The organism is Pseudooceanicola sediminis (genome assembly GCF_003575965.1).
In the GTDB taxonomy this organism is placed as follows: Bacteria; Pseudomonadota; Alphaproteobacteria; order Rhodobacterales; family Rhodobacteraceae; genus Pseudooceanicola; species Pseudooceanicola sediminis.
In genome coordinates, this window is record NZ_QWJJ01000021.1 from 1 (window position 1) to 16,446 (window position 16,446).

Here is a 16,446-nt window from a genome sequence, read left to right on the forward strand (position 1 = left end):
CGATCGAGGAATGCGAACGCCGCGACCGCAAGGGCCTCTACAAGCTGGCGCGCGAAGGCAAGATCAAGGAGTTCACCGGGATCTCGGACCCCTACGATGTCCCCGAAACCCCCGAACTGCGCCTGGAAACCGAGAGCGTCGACGTCGACAACTGCGCCCACCAGGTCCTGCTCAAGCTCGAAAGCATGGGCCTCATCAACGGCAACTGACCCCCTCAACGGGACCAGCCCGGCGCACCAGGCCGGTCGCACGCGCGCAAACGTCAAAACCAGAACCGCCCCGGAGACATCCTCCGGGGCGGTTTGTTTCGCGCGCGAAACATTTCAGGCAGCCGTCCCTGCCCGTTGATCGCCGAGGCGGGGTCAGTCGCGGTCTTCGCGCCGGCGCAGCCAGGTTTCAAGCTCGACCAGAAAGCGCATGTCGACGCCGGGACCGGCCAGATGCACCTCGCCCGTGTCAGCATCGAAACGCGTCTTTACGTCGCCAACCCGAACCTCGCGGCGCGGCTGTTTCGGCGCATCGGGTTGCGGCGCGGGGGGCGTCACCGCAACGGGTTCGATGGGCTGGCGTGCTGCCGTGGGGCTGGCACTCTCCGCCCCCACGGCGCCCTGAGACAGGGCATCGGCAAGGTGCGCCTGTTCGGCCTCGGGGGAGTCGGGCGGCCGCGCCACCAGATCGGTGCGCAGGCGGCCACGCAGATCGGGACGTTCGCCCAGGTGCTTTGCCAGGTCCAGCCCCAGACGTTCGCCAATCGCTGTCGGAAAGCGCAACACGCCATCCAGCGCCTCGACCAGGGTGGTAAAGCTCTTGATCTTGGACCGTTTCGCGCGCGAAACATTTTCAAACAGGCTGTTCAGCGCGGTCTTGAGATCGGGATAGACGCCCTGCTCGACCGATTTCACGGCAATCCGGGCGCGTTCATAATAGCTGAGTCCGACGCGGATCTCGTTTTCCTCGACCATCGCGACATAGGCTTCGGCGGCGTTTTTCGGGGCCCGCACAAGCGCCAGAACCTGTCCGAAGCGAGCATCCTCGCGGGACAGACGCTCCAACGCGGCAATCCGACGCCACCCTGAAATCAGCCCATAGCGCGGGCGGCTGGCCTCTCCCCTGTCGACCACCTCGATCGGGGTTTGCTGGCCACGTTTGCGCAAGGAGTCGACAAGCGTCGTCAGGTCTGCCTCGTCCGCCATCAGGCGGTCCCGCACAAGATGGGCGAGGTCGATATCCCCCAGTTTCAGCGACTGGACCAGTCGTCCTTCGCTGCGGGCCTGGCGCATCGCCTCGGTCAGCTCCGACAGGGCGGCCGCGGCCGATGCCTCGCCCGCGACCTGGGCAATCGGCGGACGAGAGGGCGAGGCAGGGCGATTGCGGGTGCGCGCGATCCCCAGAGGATAGCCCTTGGTTTCGAGGTCGTCAGGCATCGGCTCCGGGCGCGGCGCCTCGGTGTCGGGTGTTGCCGGGGTATCGGTGCCCAGGAAATCAGGGTTCGCGGGGGTCAGGCGTTTGCGTTTGGCCATGCGGGGCCTCCTTGGTCAGGGTCGTCCCGCAGGGTCGGGCAACAGGGTTAACAGGATATGGCGGCAGCGTGCGCCGGCTACAGGAACCGTGGCATTTGTTTCGCGCGCGAAACATTTTGCCGGGTGAGCGGGGCGAGCAAAGCGGGCAGGCGCGTCATGCCGGAACGTCATTGCGCAGGCTCCTGCATGGCTGCGGCCTCGATCTCGTCCCGGCGCCAGGTGCCCAGAAGCAGGCGTTTGAAAGCCGCATAGGTTTCATCGAAGGTGGCGCGACCACGGGCATAGGTTTCACGGTTGAAGTCGCGATAATCGGCCTCGTAGATGCCATTCACCCGCTCACCCGCCTGTCCGATCAGGGCAGTGAAATCCTGCCGCTCGGGGGTCAGGGTCCGCCCGAGGTAGGCCTGCATCAGCGCCGCCAGCTCGCCCTGCTGGGCGCCGTCGTAGCGGGTGATGACAGCACGCACCGCGTCCCATTCAAAGGCCAGTTCGGGCCGCCCGAGCGCGCGTGCGGCGATATTCTCGCCCTCCTCTATGCTGGCGAAGGTCGAATGCAGCATGTCGAAGAAACGCCCCGTGGAATCGAATTCGAGGAACGAAGCCCCCACCGGCACCAGCAGGATATCCGCCGCCGCCAGACCGTTGATCGTGAGATAGCCCAGGGCAGGGGGGGTATCGAGAAAGATCACGTCGTAATCGTCCAGCACACCGTCCTGTTCCAGCACTTCGGTCAGCGCATCCCAGAGCTTCCAGGTGCGGGCCTGCATCCGCCATACCGGGATCTGGAATTCGGACCAGTAGAGGTTCAGCTGGGCACCGATCAGGTCGATATTGGGCCAGTGGGTTTTCTGGATCAGGTCCGGGGCCTTGACCGAAAGCGCTTCGTTCAGGGTGTCCTCCATCGGCAGGGGCGGATCGCCGCGTTCGATGCGGCGCTGGTTCTCGGTGCGCAGATGGGTGGCATAATGACGGGCCAGCAGGGGAAAGACGGTCTGCCATTCATCCTCGACCTGACCACCGAAGATCGAGGTCATGGACCCCTGGGAATCCAGATCGATCACCAGCACCTTGTAGCCATCAAGGGCGGCCGACATTGCCAGATGCGCAGCAGTCGACGTCTTGCCGACGCCCCCCTTGAAGTTCGCCACGGCGACCATCTTGGCAGGCAGACCTTCGGGGCGGTAGGGTTTGTATTCCTTCGCCTTCGATCCTTCGGCGGCGAAATGGGTGCGCAGGCGCAGCACCTCGTCGAGGGTGAACCATTTCGAGCCGCCCTCGGTTTCAGACTGGCCCTGAGGCAGATCCGGGTTGGCCTTCAGCACCCGGCGGAAATGCGGGGTGGCCACGGGGATCAGGTAGCGGGTAATCTCCCAGGTGGAGAACAGGCGCAGTGATTTGCGCCCCTGATCGTTCATCCCGCGCGAAGCGAGATCCGCCCGCCCGCGGGTGCAGGCCCGGGCCAGATCGCTGAAGCGTTCGGTCGAAAAGGGCGCATCGAGATCGCGCAGGGCGCGGTCCGGGTCGATGTTGAAATAGGGCGGGTGCTCGTCTTTCATCACTGCCTCATGTGCTGTGTTTTCACCAAGATATCACGAAAACGCGCATATGGAACAACTCCCGGCATCTGATTCCTTTTTTCTAGGAAAATCCGGGGCTTCCAGAGGGGGAAATGGTCAGTCAGGAGGCGGGGTGATTTTTTTGTATGTGTTATATTCGTGTTATTTAGAGTGTTACGCCCTTTGGGTGAACAGCTTAGCATATTGATTTCATTTTTAATTTTCCCCCTTCAATCGGATCGGGCGATTCCAAACCCACGATAAGGCGACTCTGAACCCCCGTTGAAGCGACTCCGAAGCCACGTTGCGAAGACTGGACCGGGCGCGCGGGCAGGATTAGGGTGGGTGTCAATGAAACCACGAAAAGGCCGGAGGTCCCGCGACAGGCATGGGGGGCGATCCGGACCGGGTTCAGGGTGTTGTCCGAAGGGGCGGCAGCCGAGGCGAAACGGGCAGCAGGACGGGCACAGGCATGGCCGCAGCGATGAGCATGGGGGGCAGGACTCCCGGTGGAGCAGGGCAGGGTACCCTCTTGCCTGACCGCTATCCGCAGGTCGATTTCTTTATCTGCGATATCCTGGATGCCATCCCCAAGGATGACATGGCGACGATGGAGCATCCGGTGTTCAGCCTCTCGACGCGGCCGGACAGGCGCATCCTGTCCTATGAACATCGTGGCACCCAGATCGAGGTGACGCCGAGCGTCAAGGGCCTGGCGACGATCCACGACAAGGACATCCTGATCTTTTGCATCAGCCAGCTGATGGCGGCGATCAACGCCGGGCGTGCGGTCGGCCGCACCCTGACGCTGCGGGCGCATGATCTGCTGGTGGCGACCAATCGCGAAACCAGCGGTGATGCCTATCGTCGTCTGCGCGAGGCCTTCGAGCGTCTGGCGGGGACCCGCATCACCACCAATATCGTGACCGGCGACAAGGAAATCACCAGCGGCTTCGGCCTGATCGAGAGCTGGGAGATCGTGCGCAAGAGCCGGGGGGGGCGGATGATGAGCGTGTCGATCACGCTGAGCGATTGGCTGTTTCGGGCGGTGATGTCGAAATCGGTGCTGACGCTGAGCCGGGATTATTTCCGTCTGCGCAAACCGCTGGAGCGGCGGATCTACGAACTGGCGCGCAAGCATTGCGGACGTCAGGACAGCTGGCGCGTCTCGGTCGAGGTGCTGCTGAACAAGTCCGGCAGCGCCAGCCCGCGCCGGGTGTTCCGAAAGATGATCCGCGACATGATCGAAACCGACCATCTGCCTGATTACGAGATCGCCGAGGAACCGGGCGACATCATCCGCTTTTCCTCGCGCAACCGTCTGACCGAAACGACAGGCCCCGAGGCGCCACCGCTGTCGGTCGCCGCGATGGCGCAGGCGCGCAGCCTGCTGCCCGGCGCGGACGTCTATGCGCTGGAGGCGGAATGGCGCGGCTTCTGGGCGGCGTCTGGCCGGCCAAGGCTGCGCTCGGCCGACGCCGCCTTTCTGGGCTTTGTGAAGAAGAAGGCTGCATCCGGGGCGTGATGGCGGCCTGCCTTGCGGCAGGGGACGGCTTGCCCCTCAAGAGGCATTGCCAGTTCCGCCTTACGGGTGTTTGCCTTTGCAGGTTCGCAAACGCGGCGAACGGCGTGCGCCTTTGCCCTGGGAACACCAGACATTTTTACCGACCAGATATTTCACGGGATCACATATGAGCATTCAGCAACAGGCCTCAGGGTCACGCACGTCAGGCCAGGCCCAGGGCGGGCGCATCGTCTGGCTGGATATCGGCCGGGCGATCGGCATCGTCCTCGTCGTTTACGGACATGTGGTGCGGGGGCTGTTCAGCTCCCATATCCTGGCGGACCCGGTCTGGCGTCAGGTCGATTTCGCGATCTATACCTTTCACATGCCGCTGTTCTTCTTTCTCAGCGGGATGAACGTGCGCCCCTCGCGCGAGAAGCCGGGGTTCTTTGCCCGCCGCGCCCGCGCCATCGTGCTGCCCTATCTGGTGTTTTCCCTGTTGCAGGGCGCGGTGCAGGTGGTGCTGGCCGGCAGCACCAATGGCAACAAGGGATGGGCCGACCTGCTGCTGATCCCGATTTTCCCGATCTCGCCCTTCTGGTTCCTCTACGTGCTGCTGATCTATGTCGGCGTGGTGTCTGTCTGGCGGCCGGGGTGGCCGATGATGGCTGTGGCGGCCGTGCTGCTGCTGCTGTCACCGCTGGCGCGGGATATGGACGGCTGGATCCTGTTTCAGATCCTGTACTTCTTTGCCTTCTACGTGGCCGGGGTGCTGTGGCAGCCGCCGCGCCTTGCTGCGGGGCCGCGGGCGCTGGTCGGGTTGGGCTGTCTGATTGTCTGGGCCGGGGGGGCTGGTCTGGCCTTGTTCGCCGGTGTGCCGGTCGATGGCTATTATGCGCTGGTGATGTTGCCTGTGACGCTGGCAGGAATCGGCATGGTCATCATGCTGGCGCAGATGCTTGAGGGGGTCGGGGGCTGGTTGTCCTATATCGGTCAGAACGTGATCGCGATCTACGTGATGCATATCCTGGCCGCCGCCGGAACACGCATCATCCTGTCGGGGTTCGGCATTTCTTCGCCTGCGCTCCTTGTTGTCCTGGGCACGATGGCCGGGGTCGTACTGCCACTGATCGCGCTGGTCGTGATGCAGCGGCTGAAAATCGCGCGCTTCGCCGGCCTGCCCCAGCGATAGGGCCACTTGTCCGGGCGTCGTGGCCAGAGGCCCGTTCCTGCGCCTTTGCCGGGGATTTGCGCTGTGCGCGGCGGTGCGATCCGCCGCTGGGGATGTGAATTTTTTGTATCGCCAGATCGGGCTTTGCCTCATTGTGCCGCGCCGCAGCACAGAATGTCCGGCGCGATCCCGGTGACCCGCTTGCGAGGGGTTGAGCCTTGGGCGAAGCCTGCTAACAGTGACGGCATAAGAATTTTTACGCATAGGTTTCGATACGATGCCATTCACCCAAATTACCCCGGTCCTTCTTTGTGGCGGCTCCGGTACCCGGCTTTGGCCACTTTCCCGCAAGAGCTACCCGAAACAATTCGTTCCCCTGGTCGGAGAAGAGACGCTGTTTCAGGCGTCTGCAAAACGGCTGTCGGGCACAACCGAAACGCTGTCCTTTGGCGCGCCGATGGTGCTGACCAATGCCGATTTCCGTTTCATCGTCACCGAGCAGCTGGCCGGTGCCGGTATCGATCCGGGCGCGATTCTGATCGAGCCGGAAGGGCGCAACACGGCGCCCGCGATCCTGGCCGCGGCCCTGCGCCAGGCTGAAACGGACCCCGAAGCGATCATGCTGGTGGCCCCCTCGGATCACGTCGTGCCCGATGCGGCGGCCTTTCACGCCGCCGTGGCCCTGGGGCTGGAGGCGGTCGCCGCCGGTGACATGGTCACCTTCGGAATCACCCCGACACATGCCGAAACCGCCTATGGCTATCTGGAGCTGTCGGAAAAATCCGACGGCCAGCCGGTCAAGCTGTCGCGCTTTGTGGAAAAACCCGACGCGGCGCGCGCGGCCGAAATGCTGGCGGCTGGTACCTTCCTGTGGAACGCCGGGATCTTCCTGTTCCGCGCCAAGGACATGATCGCGGCCTTCGAGGCTCTGGCACCGGGTCTGCTGGCCCCGGTCAAGGCATCATTGGCCGAGGCCAAGACCGATCTCGGTTTCCTGCGCCTGTCCCCCGAACACTGGGGCGGTGCCGAAGACATCTCGATCGATTACGCGGTCATGGAAAAGGCGCCGAACCTGTCGGTCGTGCCCTTTGCCGAGGCCTGGTCGGACCTGGGCGGCTGGGATGCCGTCTGGCGCGAAACCGGCCCCGACGAAAACGGCGTCGCCACCAGTGGCGAGGCCACGGCGATCGATTGTTCCAACACCTTGCTGCGGTCCGAGAGCGAACGCCTGGAAGTCGTCGGCATCGGGCTTGAGAACATCATGGTCATCGCGATGAACGACGCGGTTCTGGTGGCCGACATGACCCGTGCGCAGGACGTCAAGCTGGCGGTCTCGGCGCTCAAGGCCAAGGGCGCGGCGCAGGCCACGCATTTCCCGAAAGATCACCGCCCTTGGGGCTGGTTCGAGAGCCTTGTCGTGGGCGGGCGTTTCCAGGTGAAGCGCATCATGGTCCATCCCGGTGCGGCGCTGAGCCTGCAATCGCATTTCCACCGGTCCGAACACTGGATCGTGGTGGAGGGTACCGCCCGCGTGACCATCGACGATGAGGTCAAACTGGTCACGGAAAACCAGTCGGTCTACCTGCCGCTTGGCTGTGTGCACCGCATGGAGAACCCCGGCAAGGTGCCGATGGTCCTGATCGAGGTCCAGACCGGCGCCTATGTCGGCGAGGATGACATCGTTCGTTACGAAGACGTCTATGCCCGAAGCTGAGATCGGAGCCTGCCCCGGCACAACGCCGGGGCGTGATCCATCGGCATCGGTTGCGAGGAAGACACAATGAAAATAGCCGTCGCGGGAATCGGATACGTCGGTCTCTCGAATGCGGTTCTGCTGGCCCAGCACCACGACGTCGTGGCGCTGGACCTGTCGGAACATCGGGTGGCGCTGGTCAATGCCGGCAAGAGCCCGATCGTGGACGCCGAGATCGAACATTATCTGGCCGAAAAGACCCTGAACCTGACCGCCACGACGGATCAGGTGCAGGCCTTTCAGGGGGCCGATTACGTCATCGTGTCGACCCCGACGAATTACGACGCGGTCACCAACCATTTTGACACCAGTTCCGTCGAATCCGTGATCCGGGCGGTCAACCGGATCAACCCGGCCGCCACGATCGTCATCAAGTCGACGATCCCGGTGGGCTACACCGCCTCGCTGCGCGAGACGATGGGCTGCGACAATGTCATCTTCAGCCCGGAATTCCTGCGCGAGGGCAAGGCGCTCTATGACAACCTGCACCCCAGCCGGATCGTGGTGGGTGAGCGGTCGGCGCGCGCCGAGACCTTTGCGGCGCTGTTGCAGGAAGGGGCGCTGAAACAGGATATCCCGGTTATCTTCACCGGGTCCTCCGAGGCGGAGGCGATCAAGCTGTTCGCCAATACCTACCTTGCCATGCGCGTGGCCTATTTCAACGAACTCGACAGCTATGCGATGAGCAACGGGCTGAACAGCCGCGATGTCATCGAAGGGATCGGCCATGACCCCCGGATCGGCAGCCATTACAACAACCCCTCCTTCGGATATGGCGGGTATTGCCTGCCCAAGGATACCAAGCAGCTGCTGGCCAATTACACCGAGGTGCCGCAGAACCTGATCCGCGCCATCGTCGATGCCAACCGCACCCGCAAGGATTTCATGGCCGAGCGGATCATCGCGCTGAAACCGAAGATCGTCGGTGTGCACCGGCTGGTGATGAAGACCGGCTCGGACAATTTCCGCGACAGTTCGATCCAGGGCATCATGAAGCGCATCAAGGCCAAGGGGATCGAGGTCATCGTCTACGAACCCGCGCTGGCCGAGGAGACCTTCTTCAATTCCCGTGTCGTGCGCGACCTGGCGGCGTTCAAGGCGGAATCGGATGTGATCCTGGCCAACCGGATGACGGCTGAGCTGAGCGACGTGGCCGACAAGATCTTTACCCGCGACCTGTTCGGCGCGGATTGATCAGGCTGGACGGCCCCGCGGATTTGCCTGCGGGGCGATGACCCAAGTATTCTATTGGCGGGCCCCGGCCCGAAGAGGATTTCCATGACCGAGATCGCTGGCGAATTGGGTTCCGAAGCATCGGGTGCGCCGCGCCCGCAACTGGATGTCGGGATCGTGCATGACTGGATGCCCGGTCTGGCCGGGGGCGAGCGGGTGGTGCAGCAGATGGCAGCCACCTTTCCCAACAGCAAGATATACACGCTGTTCGATTTCCTGAGCGCGGCCGAGCGGGCCGAGGTCTCTGGCGGTGCACCGATCGAGGTCAGCCGGCTGAACACCTGGCCCGGCGTGCAGAAATACTATCGCTACCTGCTGCTGCAATGCACCCGCGCGATCGAGGAATTCAACGTGACCCATCACGAGGTGGTGCTGAGCTCCTCGGCGGCGCTGGCCAAGGGGGTCATCACCTCGCCCGAGCAGCCCCATATCGCCTATATTCACAGCCCGGCCCGCTATGCCTGGGATCTGACGCACGAATATATCGATGAGCTGGGGGGCTTTGCCGCCGGGCTGAAGAAACGCGCCGCGCGCGAGATGATGCACCGGTTCCGCAAATGGGACATGCGCACCGTGGCGCAGGTCGATCACTACGTCGCGAATTCCGAGTTCATCCGCAAGCGGATCTGGAAAACCTGGCGGCGCGAGGCCCAGGTCATCTATCCCCCCGTGGACACCTCGGCCTTCGACCTCGGGACCGGCCCGCGCGAGGAGTTCTATTTCACCGCATCACGCATGGTGCCCTACAAGCGGATCCCGATGATCGTCGCGGCCTTCAACGCCCGCCCGCATCTGAAACTGGTCGTCTCTGGCGATGGCCCGGAAATGGACAAGGTGCGCGCATTGGCCGGGGCGAATATCGAATTGCTGGGCCATGTGCCTTTCGAGACCCTGCGCGAAAAGATGCAGAAGGCCCGTGCCTTCGTCTTTGCCGCCAAGGAAGATTTCGGCATCGTCCCGGTCGAGGCACAGGCCTGCGGCTGTCCGGTGATCGCGCTTGGCCATGGCGGGACCGCGGAAACGGTGCGCAACCTTGGCATGGATGATCCGACGGGCGTCTGGTTCGACCGCCAGACAGCCGAGGATCTGGGTGCAGCGGTCGACCGTTTCGAGGCCGAGCTTTCGGCCTTCAATGCCGAGGCCTGCCGCAACAATGCCCTCAGCTTTGGCGTGGCGCGGTTCCGCCGGGAGCTGGAGGACTGCGTGCGCGCGCAATTGGCCTGAACGCGCAGACGTGGATGCCTAGCCCAGAACCCCGTCCGAGAAGACCTCGATCCGGCGCAGCTGGGCCTTGCCGAGGGGGGGCCACCAGCCCGGCGTGATCCCCTGGTCAGGCAGCACCCCGACAGACATGTCGCCATAGGTCAGACGTACATCATATGTCCCCGACAGAGTTTCGAGTGCGGCGATATCGGCGGCACGTGTGGCGGGCGCACCGCTGGTATGGATAGGGGAACTGGCGTTGCTGCCCTGTTCGACCTGAAGCCCCCAGAGGTGAATCGTGCCTGCGGCGGCCGGCATGGAATCTACCCGGTGCGGGTAAACCCGGATCTCGGTGCAGCCCGCAGGGACGGTGAAGACATGCGCGATGCGGGTCCAGCCATTGCCATGGATGTCCGTTTCATAGGCGGTGGTCGGGGTGGCGCTTGTGATGAAGCTCAGGGCCGTCTGGTTGTAGACCGCAAGGCGGTTCTCGCTCGCGGTGCCGAACTTGCGATAGTAGCTGAAGGTCAGCGTCTCGCCCGGGGTGGCGGGGATCAGGGCATAGAGGAAACCGTCGCTGCCCGAGACCATGGAGGCGTTCGTCGTGCCATCGGGCGAGGTCTCGGCCGAGGCCGAGATGGTCAGGCCGTTCGGAGATTGCCAGACAGCGGCCTGGGTCAGGTCATGGCTGTAGGGCAGTCGGTTGCTGGCGGCAGCTTCGATCAGCAGGCCCAGAATGACCGGAGAGAGAGGATCGCGGGCCAGGCGGGCGGTATCGGCACCGACCGTGGCAAACAGACCGGTGGCCCCGATCTGTGGCGCAGGCCCGGCCCGGGTCAGCGACAGCCCGGCGGGCAGGCTGCCGGTGGTGCAATCGAAGCTGGCCAGGGCGCGCGCTGCGGGTCGCCCCCCGGCCAGCGTTGCGATGGAATGATCGAGACCGATCATCATGTCACCATGAAGGCATGGATACCCGAGGCGGTCGTGCCACTGGCCTGGACCTGGCGCACACCGACCGGCAGAATGGAAAAATCACCAACCTTGACCGACCGCAGCTCTCCCTTGACGGACATGAAGGCGATCGTTCCAGCGGTTTCGACAAAGAGAGCGACGGCGACCTGCGCCAGATCCGTGTCATCGGCAGGCGTCACCGGGACAAGATCCTGGCTGGGTCCGTTGAGGGCCTGGGCGCGGCTTTCAAAGGGATTTCTCACTTAACTCTCCTCTACATGGTCCGGGGGGCAAATCTGCACGGCCCGTGCGACGTTGCATTGCAGGAGGTTCTAGAAGTGAATGCTTAACCGTATCTTCTGCCACCGTGCGCCGCACCTGCGACGGCAGGGGCTGCAGGGGCGGGCCGGGCGACTGCTCAACTTACCGCCATGCGCAAGATCCCGCGACATTCGCCCTGATTTTTCGCCGGCTTCATCTCGACATGGCGGAGCGTGGGGAATAAGCCTTGAAGGTAATTGAACAGCTATACTTTACTCAGACGCATTGGCGTCATGGGGACATGAGATGATACTTCAGGCGCATCCATCCGATTTCCGCGCCGCCCGGACCCGAATTTTCAGAAACCCGAGATAATATCAAATGAAACGCATAGTTAGTGCCTTGCTCCCCCCAGCATTGCGGAACCGTATTCATGCCTACAGGGCCAGGAAAAACTGGGACGAGGTGCTGAACAACTGGGCGCAGGCCGCCGCGCAGGGCAAGGCCGCCACCCTGTCGCAAAAGCGCGGACGGATCCTGATTTTCCCCAGTGATCTGGACGCCATCACAGGCGCCCTGGGCGACGATGCGATGATCACCGCCACCGTGGACATGTTCCGCACCGTGCATCCCGATCTGGCCGTCGACATGTTCTGCAGCGCGGGCGCCAGCGAGATCGTGCGCGCCAAGGGGTTCACTCCGGTGATCCTGCCCCCGATGAAAGATTTTCCCCAGGCCATGGCGGACCGTTTCAAGGGCGCGCCCTATGACGCGATGATCGCCCTGGGGGCGGATATCATGGATGGCTATTACAGTGTCACCTCGACCGCCCGCATCCTGATCGCCGCCGACCTCGCCGTGCGCAACGGCATTCCCGCGACGATCCTGGGCTGCAGCTTCAACGACAAGCCCGCCCCTGCGCTGGCCGCGGTCTATGGACGGCTCGACAAACGGGTCGATCTGAACATGCGGGACGAGATTTCCTTTGACCGGGTCAGGGCCTTCGCCCCCGTCACACCCCGTCTCGTGGCCGATTCCGCCTTTACCCTGGCCCCCGGCCATGCCGACCCCGAGGCCGTGGCCTGGGTCGAAGCGCAGCGCGCGGCGCAGCGCAGCGTGGTCGGCGTGAATGTGCACCCGATGCTGATCAAGGGCGCGACCGAGGCGGACGTGGAAAAGATCGTCGCCGCCTCCGTGACCGCGCTGCGGGATGTTTCCGGCAGGCAGCCGGTGTCCTGGCTGATGCTGCCGCATGATTATCGCGGTTCGGATGGTGATGCGACCTGCCTGCGCCCGATCTTCGACCGCCTGAAGGCTGCGGGCCTGACCAACCTGCACTACCTGGATGGCGAACACCGTGCGGCCGACCTGAAGGCTGTGGCGGGGCATCTGGACGGGGTGATCACGGGGCGGATGCACCTGGCGATTGCCGCACTTGGGAAAGGCGTGCCGGTGCTGAGCCTGACCTATCAGGACAAGTTCGAAGGGCTCTACCGCCATTTCGGCCTGCCGCGCTCGCTGCTGCTGCCTCCGGCGATTTTCGACACACCCGACGCGCTGGCCAGCAACATGGAAGACTTTGTGACCGCGCTGCCGGACCTGACCGGGATCGTTGCCGAGGCAAAGCCCAAGGTGCTTGATCTGGCCCGGGAAAACTACACGCGCTATACTGCGCAGGAAACCGTCTGACGATGTGCTGCAGAGACGGATGCCCCGCATGAAAATCGTCCTCGTCACCAGCGTTCCCGCCTTTCCGACCACGGCCGGCAACCGCAGCCGGATTCGGGAACTGGCCCGGGCCATCACCGACCTGGGGCATGAGCTGACCTTCGTGTCGCTGCCCTCCGAACTGGACCAGGGCGATCCTGCAGCCCATGCGGCGGCCTTCGGTGCGGATAATTACGTGCAGATCGACAATGGCGGTGCCTTTGGCCACAAGCTCTATCGCGCCCGCCGCAAGGTGCGCCTCGGGGTGCGCAAGGCGCTGCGCCTGATGGGCTTCGAGACCGGGCATTATTCCGCGCTTGATCAGACCTGGAGCGATCGCTGGCAGGCCCGCCTGAAAGAGGTCGGGCGGGATGCCGATGCCGTGATCGTCGAATATGTCTTCAACTCCCGCGTCTTCGAGGCCTTTCCGAAAGCCGCACGGCGGCTGCTGGATACCCATGACGCCTTTGGCGACCGACATAAATCCTACCTCGCCCAGGGCATGAAGATCGGTTACTGGATCTCGCTGCGCCCCGAGGATGAAAACGCCGGGTTCCGGCGGGCCGATGCGATCCTGGCCATTCAGGAAGAAGAGGCCGAGCGCTTTAGAAAGCAGCTCGCATCGGACGGGCAGGGCGGTTCCCAGGGGAATGGGCGCGGGAATGGACCCGAGATCGACATCGTCAGCCATTTCCTGAACCTCGGGGATGCCATCGAGGACTTCAGCAATGGCCACACGGCAATGTTCCTGGCCTCCAACAACCCCTCCAACCGCCAGGCCATCCGCGATTTCATCGACAACGTCCTGCCGTTGGTGGTGCAAGAGATCCCTGATTTCGATCTGGCGCTGGTCGGGTCGATCTGCAGCCAGGTCCCGGACATGGCAAACGTGACCAAGCTGGGGCGGGTCGATGACCTCAAGGATGCTTTCCAGCGCTCGCCGCTGTCGGTGAACCCGATGCTGGTTGGCACCGGCATCAACATCAAGCTACTGGATGCAATGGCCGCAGGTGTGCCGACAATCTCGACAGAGACCGGGGTGCGCGGCCTGCCCGAGAGCTATCGCAAGGGCGTCGTCATTGTCGGCGATCGCGATTATGCGGCCTTTGCCGCCGAGATCGTGCGCTTTGCCCGCGACGAGGCATTGCGCCGGGAAATGGGCGCCGCCGCCTATGCCGAGGCCGAGCGTTGGAACGCAGAGCAGGCCAGTGCCCTCAGCCGGTGCCTTTCGGGCGCCTGAGATCAGGGTGCCCGGCGATCGACATCGCCGGACATGATACGGATGACATCACGAATACAGGGGGTGAAGGGTATGCAAACGACCTCGACACATGCCTACGAAGACCAGTTTTCGCCTGAGTACGACATCGCTGATGCCCCCGCCCCCGAGCGGACGATCATCATCGCCTCGACACCGCGTTCGGGCAGTCACATGCTGGGCCACGCGATGACGGCGACCGATGCCATGGGGCGCCCGTTTGAATATTCGCCGCCGCAGAACGCCGAGGAATGGCAGCGCCGCCTGGGTCAGCCCGACATGAAATCGGCCCTGCGCGAAATCATGAAGCGGCGCACGACCCGGAACGGCGTCTTTGCGGCCAAACTTCACTATGAACACCTGTCCCTCTTCGGGGGCCTGCAGGCGGCGCTGGATTTTTTCCCGAATCCCGTGGTGGTGCGTGTGGTGCGCGCCGATCTGCTGCGTCAGGCAATCTCTCTCTGCGTGGCACGTCAGACCGGCGTCTGGATCAGCTCGATGACGGGCAACGGCAAGACCCCCGTCTATGATTACGAGGCGATCCGGGCCGAGGTCGAACGGGTGGCCCTGCACAATGCCCTCTGGGACAGCGAGCTGGCTGCGGCCGGTGTGCCCGCCCTGACGGTGGAATTCGAAGCGTCGCGCACGGATACGGCGAATGTGCTGCGGCGGATCGCGGATTTCGCGGGGATCGACCTCGCCGAGGCCGCCATTCCCGACCAGCCGCGCACCCGCAAGCAATCCGGCGGTCTGGCCGAGAAATGGATCGAGGCCTACCGCGAGGATCTGAACCGGACAAAGGGCCGTTCTGGGGTGCGGATCATGCGCAACGTCCTGCACAAGCTGAAGTAGGCCCACCCGGGCCTCCGGGCCGGGACACCCAAGTTGGCAAGTTGGAAAGCGAGTTGAGCGTGGATATCAAGGATGTCGTTTCAGGTGGGTTCTGTGTGGGCTGTGGCGGTTGCGCTGCCGTGGCCAGCCAGAGCATCAAGATGCAGCGCAGCGATGAACAGACCTACCTGCCGCAGCTTGCCGATGCCGCGCCCGAGGTGCTGGAGGCGGCAAACCGGGTCTGTCCGTTCTCGGATGCCTCGCGGGACGAAACGGACCTCGCCCAGGATCTCTACGAGGGGCGCGTGGATCACCGGGCAGAGAGCGCGGGTTATTACCAGACGCTTCATGCAGGCCATATCAACGACGATGCGCAGGTTCTGGGCAGCAGTTCCGGCGGGCTGACCAGCTGGTTCCTGCTGCGGCTGCTGGAACAGGGCCGCATCGATGGGGTGATCCATGTCGGCAGCACCGGTACGCAGCAACCGCTCTATGATTTCACGGTCTCCGAGAGCGCGGACGAGGTGCTGGGCCGGCGCAAATCCCAGTATTACGCCGTGCAGTTTTCCGACGTCATCGCCCGGATCCGGGGCAATGGTCGCCGCTACGCCTTTGTCGGTGTTCCCTGTTTCGTGAAATCGATGCGGGCATTGGCCAATGAGGATGCAGTGCTAAAGTCACAGCTGGTCTGGCATGTCGGGCTGGTCTGCGGCCACATGAAAAGCGGCGCGTTTTCACAAGCGATGGCCGATCAGCTGGGCGTCCCGCCCCAGCAGGTTGGTGCGGTGGATTTCCGCGTGAAAGACCCCGAAGCCCCGGCAAACGCCTATTCCTTCGGCGTGCGCGCAGCGGGGCAGGAGGCCTGGAAAACCCGGATGTCGCGCACCCTGTTGGGGGGGAACTGGGGGCATGCGCTGTTCCAGCTGAAGGCCTGCGATTATTGCGACGACATCTTTGCCGAAACGGCGGACATCTGTTTTGGGGATGCCTGGTTGCCCCGCTTCGAGGCGAACTGGCGCGGTACCAACGTCGTGCTCTGCCGCACGACCGAGGCGGCGGAAATCTTTGCCGAAGCGCAAGACGACATCACGCTCGAGACCATCGACCTCGCCGATCTGGAAAAGACCCAGGCCGGCAATTTCCGCCATCGTCGCGAAGGCCTGTCCTACCGGCTGGAACTGGATGTCGCAGCTGGTCGGATGGTGCCGAAAAAGCGCGTCGCTCCGGGGCAGTTTACCCTGCCGGCAGACCGCAAGAAGATCGTCGAGATCCGGCGCGACATGGCGGCGCGCAGCCATACCGCCTGGCTGGAGGCCCGCAAGAGCGGAGACATGCCTGCCTTTTACCGCGAGATGCAGGGCTATGCCGACCGAATGCAGGCGATTTATCGCCGCGCCGAAAAAGGCGGCCTGAAGAACCTGGTGAAGCGTGTGATACGCAAACTCGTCCGCACCCTACGCCCTGCTGCATAGGGTTTTAGGTCCCGGTGTCCCCCCTC

14 protein-coding genes are annotated in these 16,446 nt (G+C 63.6%); 10 read left to right on the forward strand and 4 right to left on the reverse strand.

Going from position 1 to position 16,446, the window contains the following annotated elements:
• Window positions 1-209 (forward strand): adenylyl-sulfate kinase (locus DL237_RS18725; protein WP_119400300.1); only part of this gene is annotated, 209 nt, incomplete at its 5' end.
• 153 nt (window positions 210-362) lie between these two features.
• On the opposite strand, the gene DL237_RS18730 is transcribed toward DL237_RS18725, so the two are convergent.
• Both DL237_RS18730 and DL237_RS18735 read right to left on the reverse strand, forming a co-directional pair.
• Complete coding sequence (locus DL237_RS18730) at window positions 363-1,520, reverse strand: ParB N-terminal domain-containing protein (protein ID WP_119400577.1); 1,158 nt, start codon at window positions 1,518-1,520, stop codon at window positions 363-365.
• Between the two features lie 167 nt (window positions 1,521-1,687).
• Window positions 1,688-3,076 carry an AAA family ATPase gene (locus DL237_RS18735; RefSeq protein WP_119400578.1) on the reverse strand — a complete coding sequence of 463 codons (1,389 nt, stop codon included), beginning with the start codon at window positions 3,074-3,076 and terminating at the stop codon, window positions 1,688-1,690.
• A 472-nt stretch (window positions 3,077-3,548) separates the two neighbouring features.
• Here DL237_RS18735 and DL237_RS18740 point away from each other — a divergent pair, with 472 nt between their 5' ends.
• The 5 genes from DL237_RS18740 to DL237_RS18760 all read left to right on the forward strand — a co-directional run bounded on the left by DL237_RS18740 (window position 3,549) and on the right by DL237_RS18760 (window position 9,961).
• Window positions 3,549-4,601, forward strand: coding sequence for a replication initiator protein A (locus tag DL237_RS18740; protein ID WP_407691922.1), 1,053 nt, complete (start codon window positions 3,549-3,551; stop codon window positions 4,599-4,601).
• 166 nt (window positions 4,602-4,767) lie between these two features.
• Window positions 4,768-5,772, forward strand: a complete 1,005-nt coding sequence (locus DL237_RS18745; RefSeq protein ID WP_119400579.1) for an acyltransferase family protein — start codon at window positions 4,768-4,770, stop codon at window positions 5,770-5,772.
• 256 nt (window positions 5,773-6,028) lie between these two features.
• Window positions 6,029-7,465, forward strand: coding sequence for a mannose-1-phosphate guanylyltransferase/mannose-6-phosphate isomerase (locus tag DL237_RS18750; RefSeq protein WP_119400580.1), 1,437 nt, complete (start codon window positions 6,029-6,031; stop codon window positions 7,463-7,465).
• 66 nt (window positions 7,466-7,531) lie between these two features.
• A complete protein-coding gene (locus DL237_RS18755) occupies window positions 7,532-8,698 on the forward strand; it encodes a nucleotide sugar dehydrogenase (RefSeq protein WP_119400581.1) in 1,167 nt (388 codons plus the stop codon).
• Window positions 8,699-8,782: 84 nt separating this feature from the next.
• Entirely contained in the window at window positions 8,783-9,961 is a 1,179-nt protein-coding gene (locus tag DL237_RS18760) for a glycosyltransferase (protein ID WP_119400582.1), read from the forward strand.
• Between the two features lie 18 nt (window positions 9,962-9,979).
• Here DL237_RS18760 and DL237_RS18765 read toward each other — a convergent pair whose 3' ends face one another.
• Window positions 9,980-10,888, reverse strand: coding sequence for a phage head spike fiber domain-containing protein (locus DL237_RS18765; RefSeq protein WP_119400583.1), 909 nt, complete (start codon window positions 10,886-10,888; stop codon window positions 9,980-9,982).
• Entirely contained in the window at window positions 10,888-11,154 is a 267-nt protein-coding gene (locus tag DL237_RS18770; RefSeq protein ID WP_119400584.1) for a spike base protein, RCAP_Rcc01079 family, read from the reverse strand. The genes DL237_RS18765 and DL237_RS18770 overlap by 1 nt, the downstream gene beginning before the upstream one ends.
• Window positions 11,155-11,533: 379 nt before the next feature.
• Between DL237_RS18770 and DL237_RS18775 the strand changes: the two genes are divergently transcribed.
• The 4 genes from DL237_RS18775 (at window position 11,534) to DL237_RS18790 (ending at window position 16,420) form a co-directional block, all read left to right on the forward strand.
• Window positions 11,534-12,841, forward strand: a complete 1,308-nt coding sequence (locus tag DL237_RS18775) for a polysaccharide pyruvyl transferase family protein (RefSeq protein WP_119400585.1) — start codon at window positions 11,534-11,536, stop codon at window positions 12,839-12,841.
• 28 nt (window positions 12,842-12,869) lie between these two features.
• The gene (locus DL237_RS18780) at window positions 12,870-14,099 is read left to right on the forward strand and encodes a glycosyltransferase family 4 protein (protein ID WP_158585684.1); all 1,230 of its coding nucleotides are present in this window, start codon (window positions 12,870-12,872) and stop codon (window positions 14,097-14,099) included.
• A 72-nt stretch (window positions 14,100-14,171) separates the two neighbouring features.
• Entirely contained in the window at window positions 14,172-14,969 is a 798-nt protein-coding gene (locus DL237_RS18785; RefSeq protein ID WP_158585685.1) for a Stf0 family sulfotransferase, read from the forward strand.
• 59 nt (window positions 14,970-15,028) lie between these two features.
• The gene (locus DL237_RS18790) at window positions 15,029-16,420 is read left to right on the forward strand and encodes a Coenzyme F420 hydrogenase/dehydrogenase, beta subunit C-terminal domain (protein WP_233545064.1); all 1,392 of its coding nucleotides are present in this window, start codon (window positions 15,029-15,031) and stop codon (window positions 16,418-16,420) included.
• Window positions 16,421-16,446 lie beyond the last annotated feature (26 nt).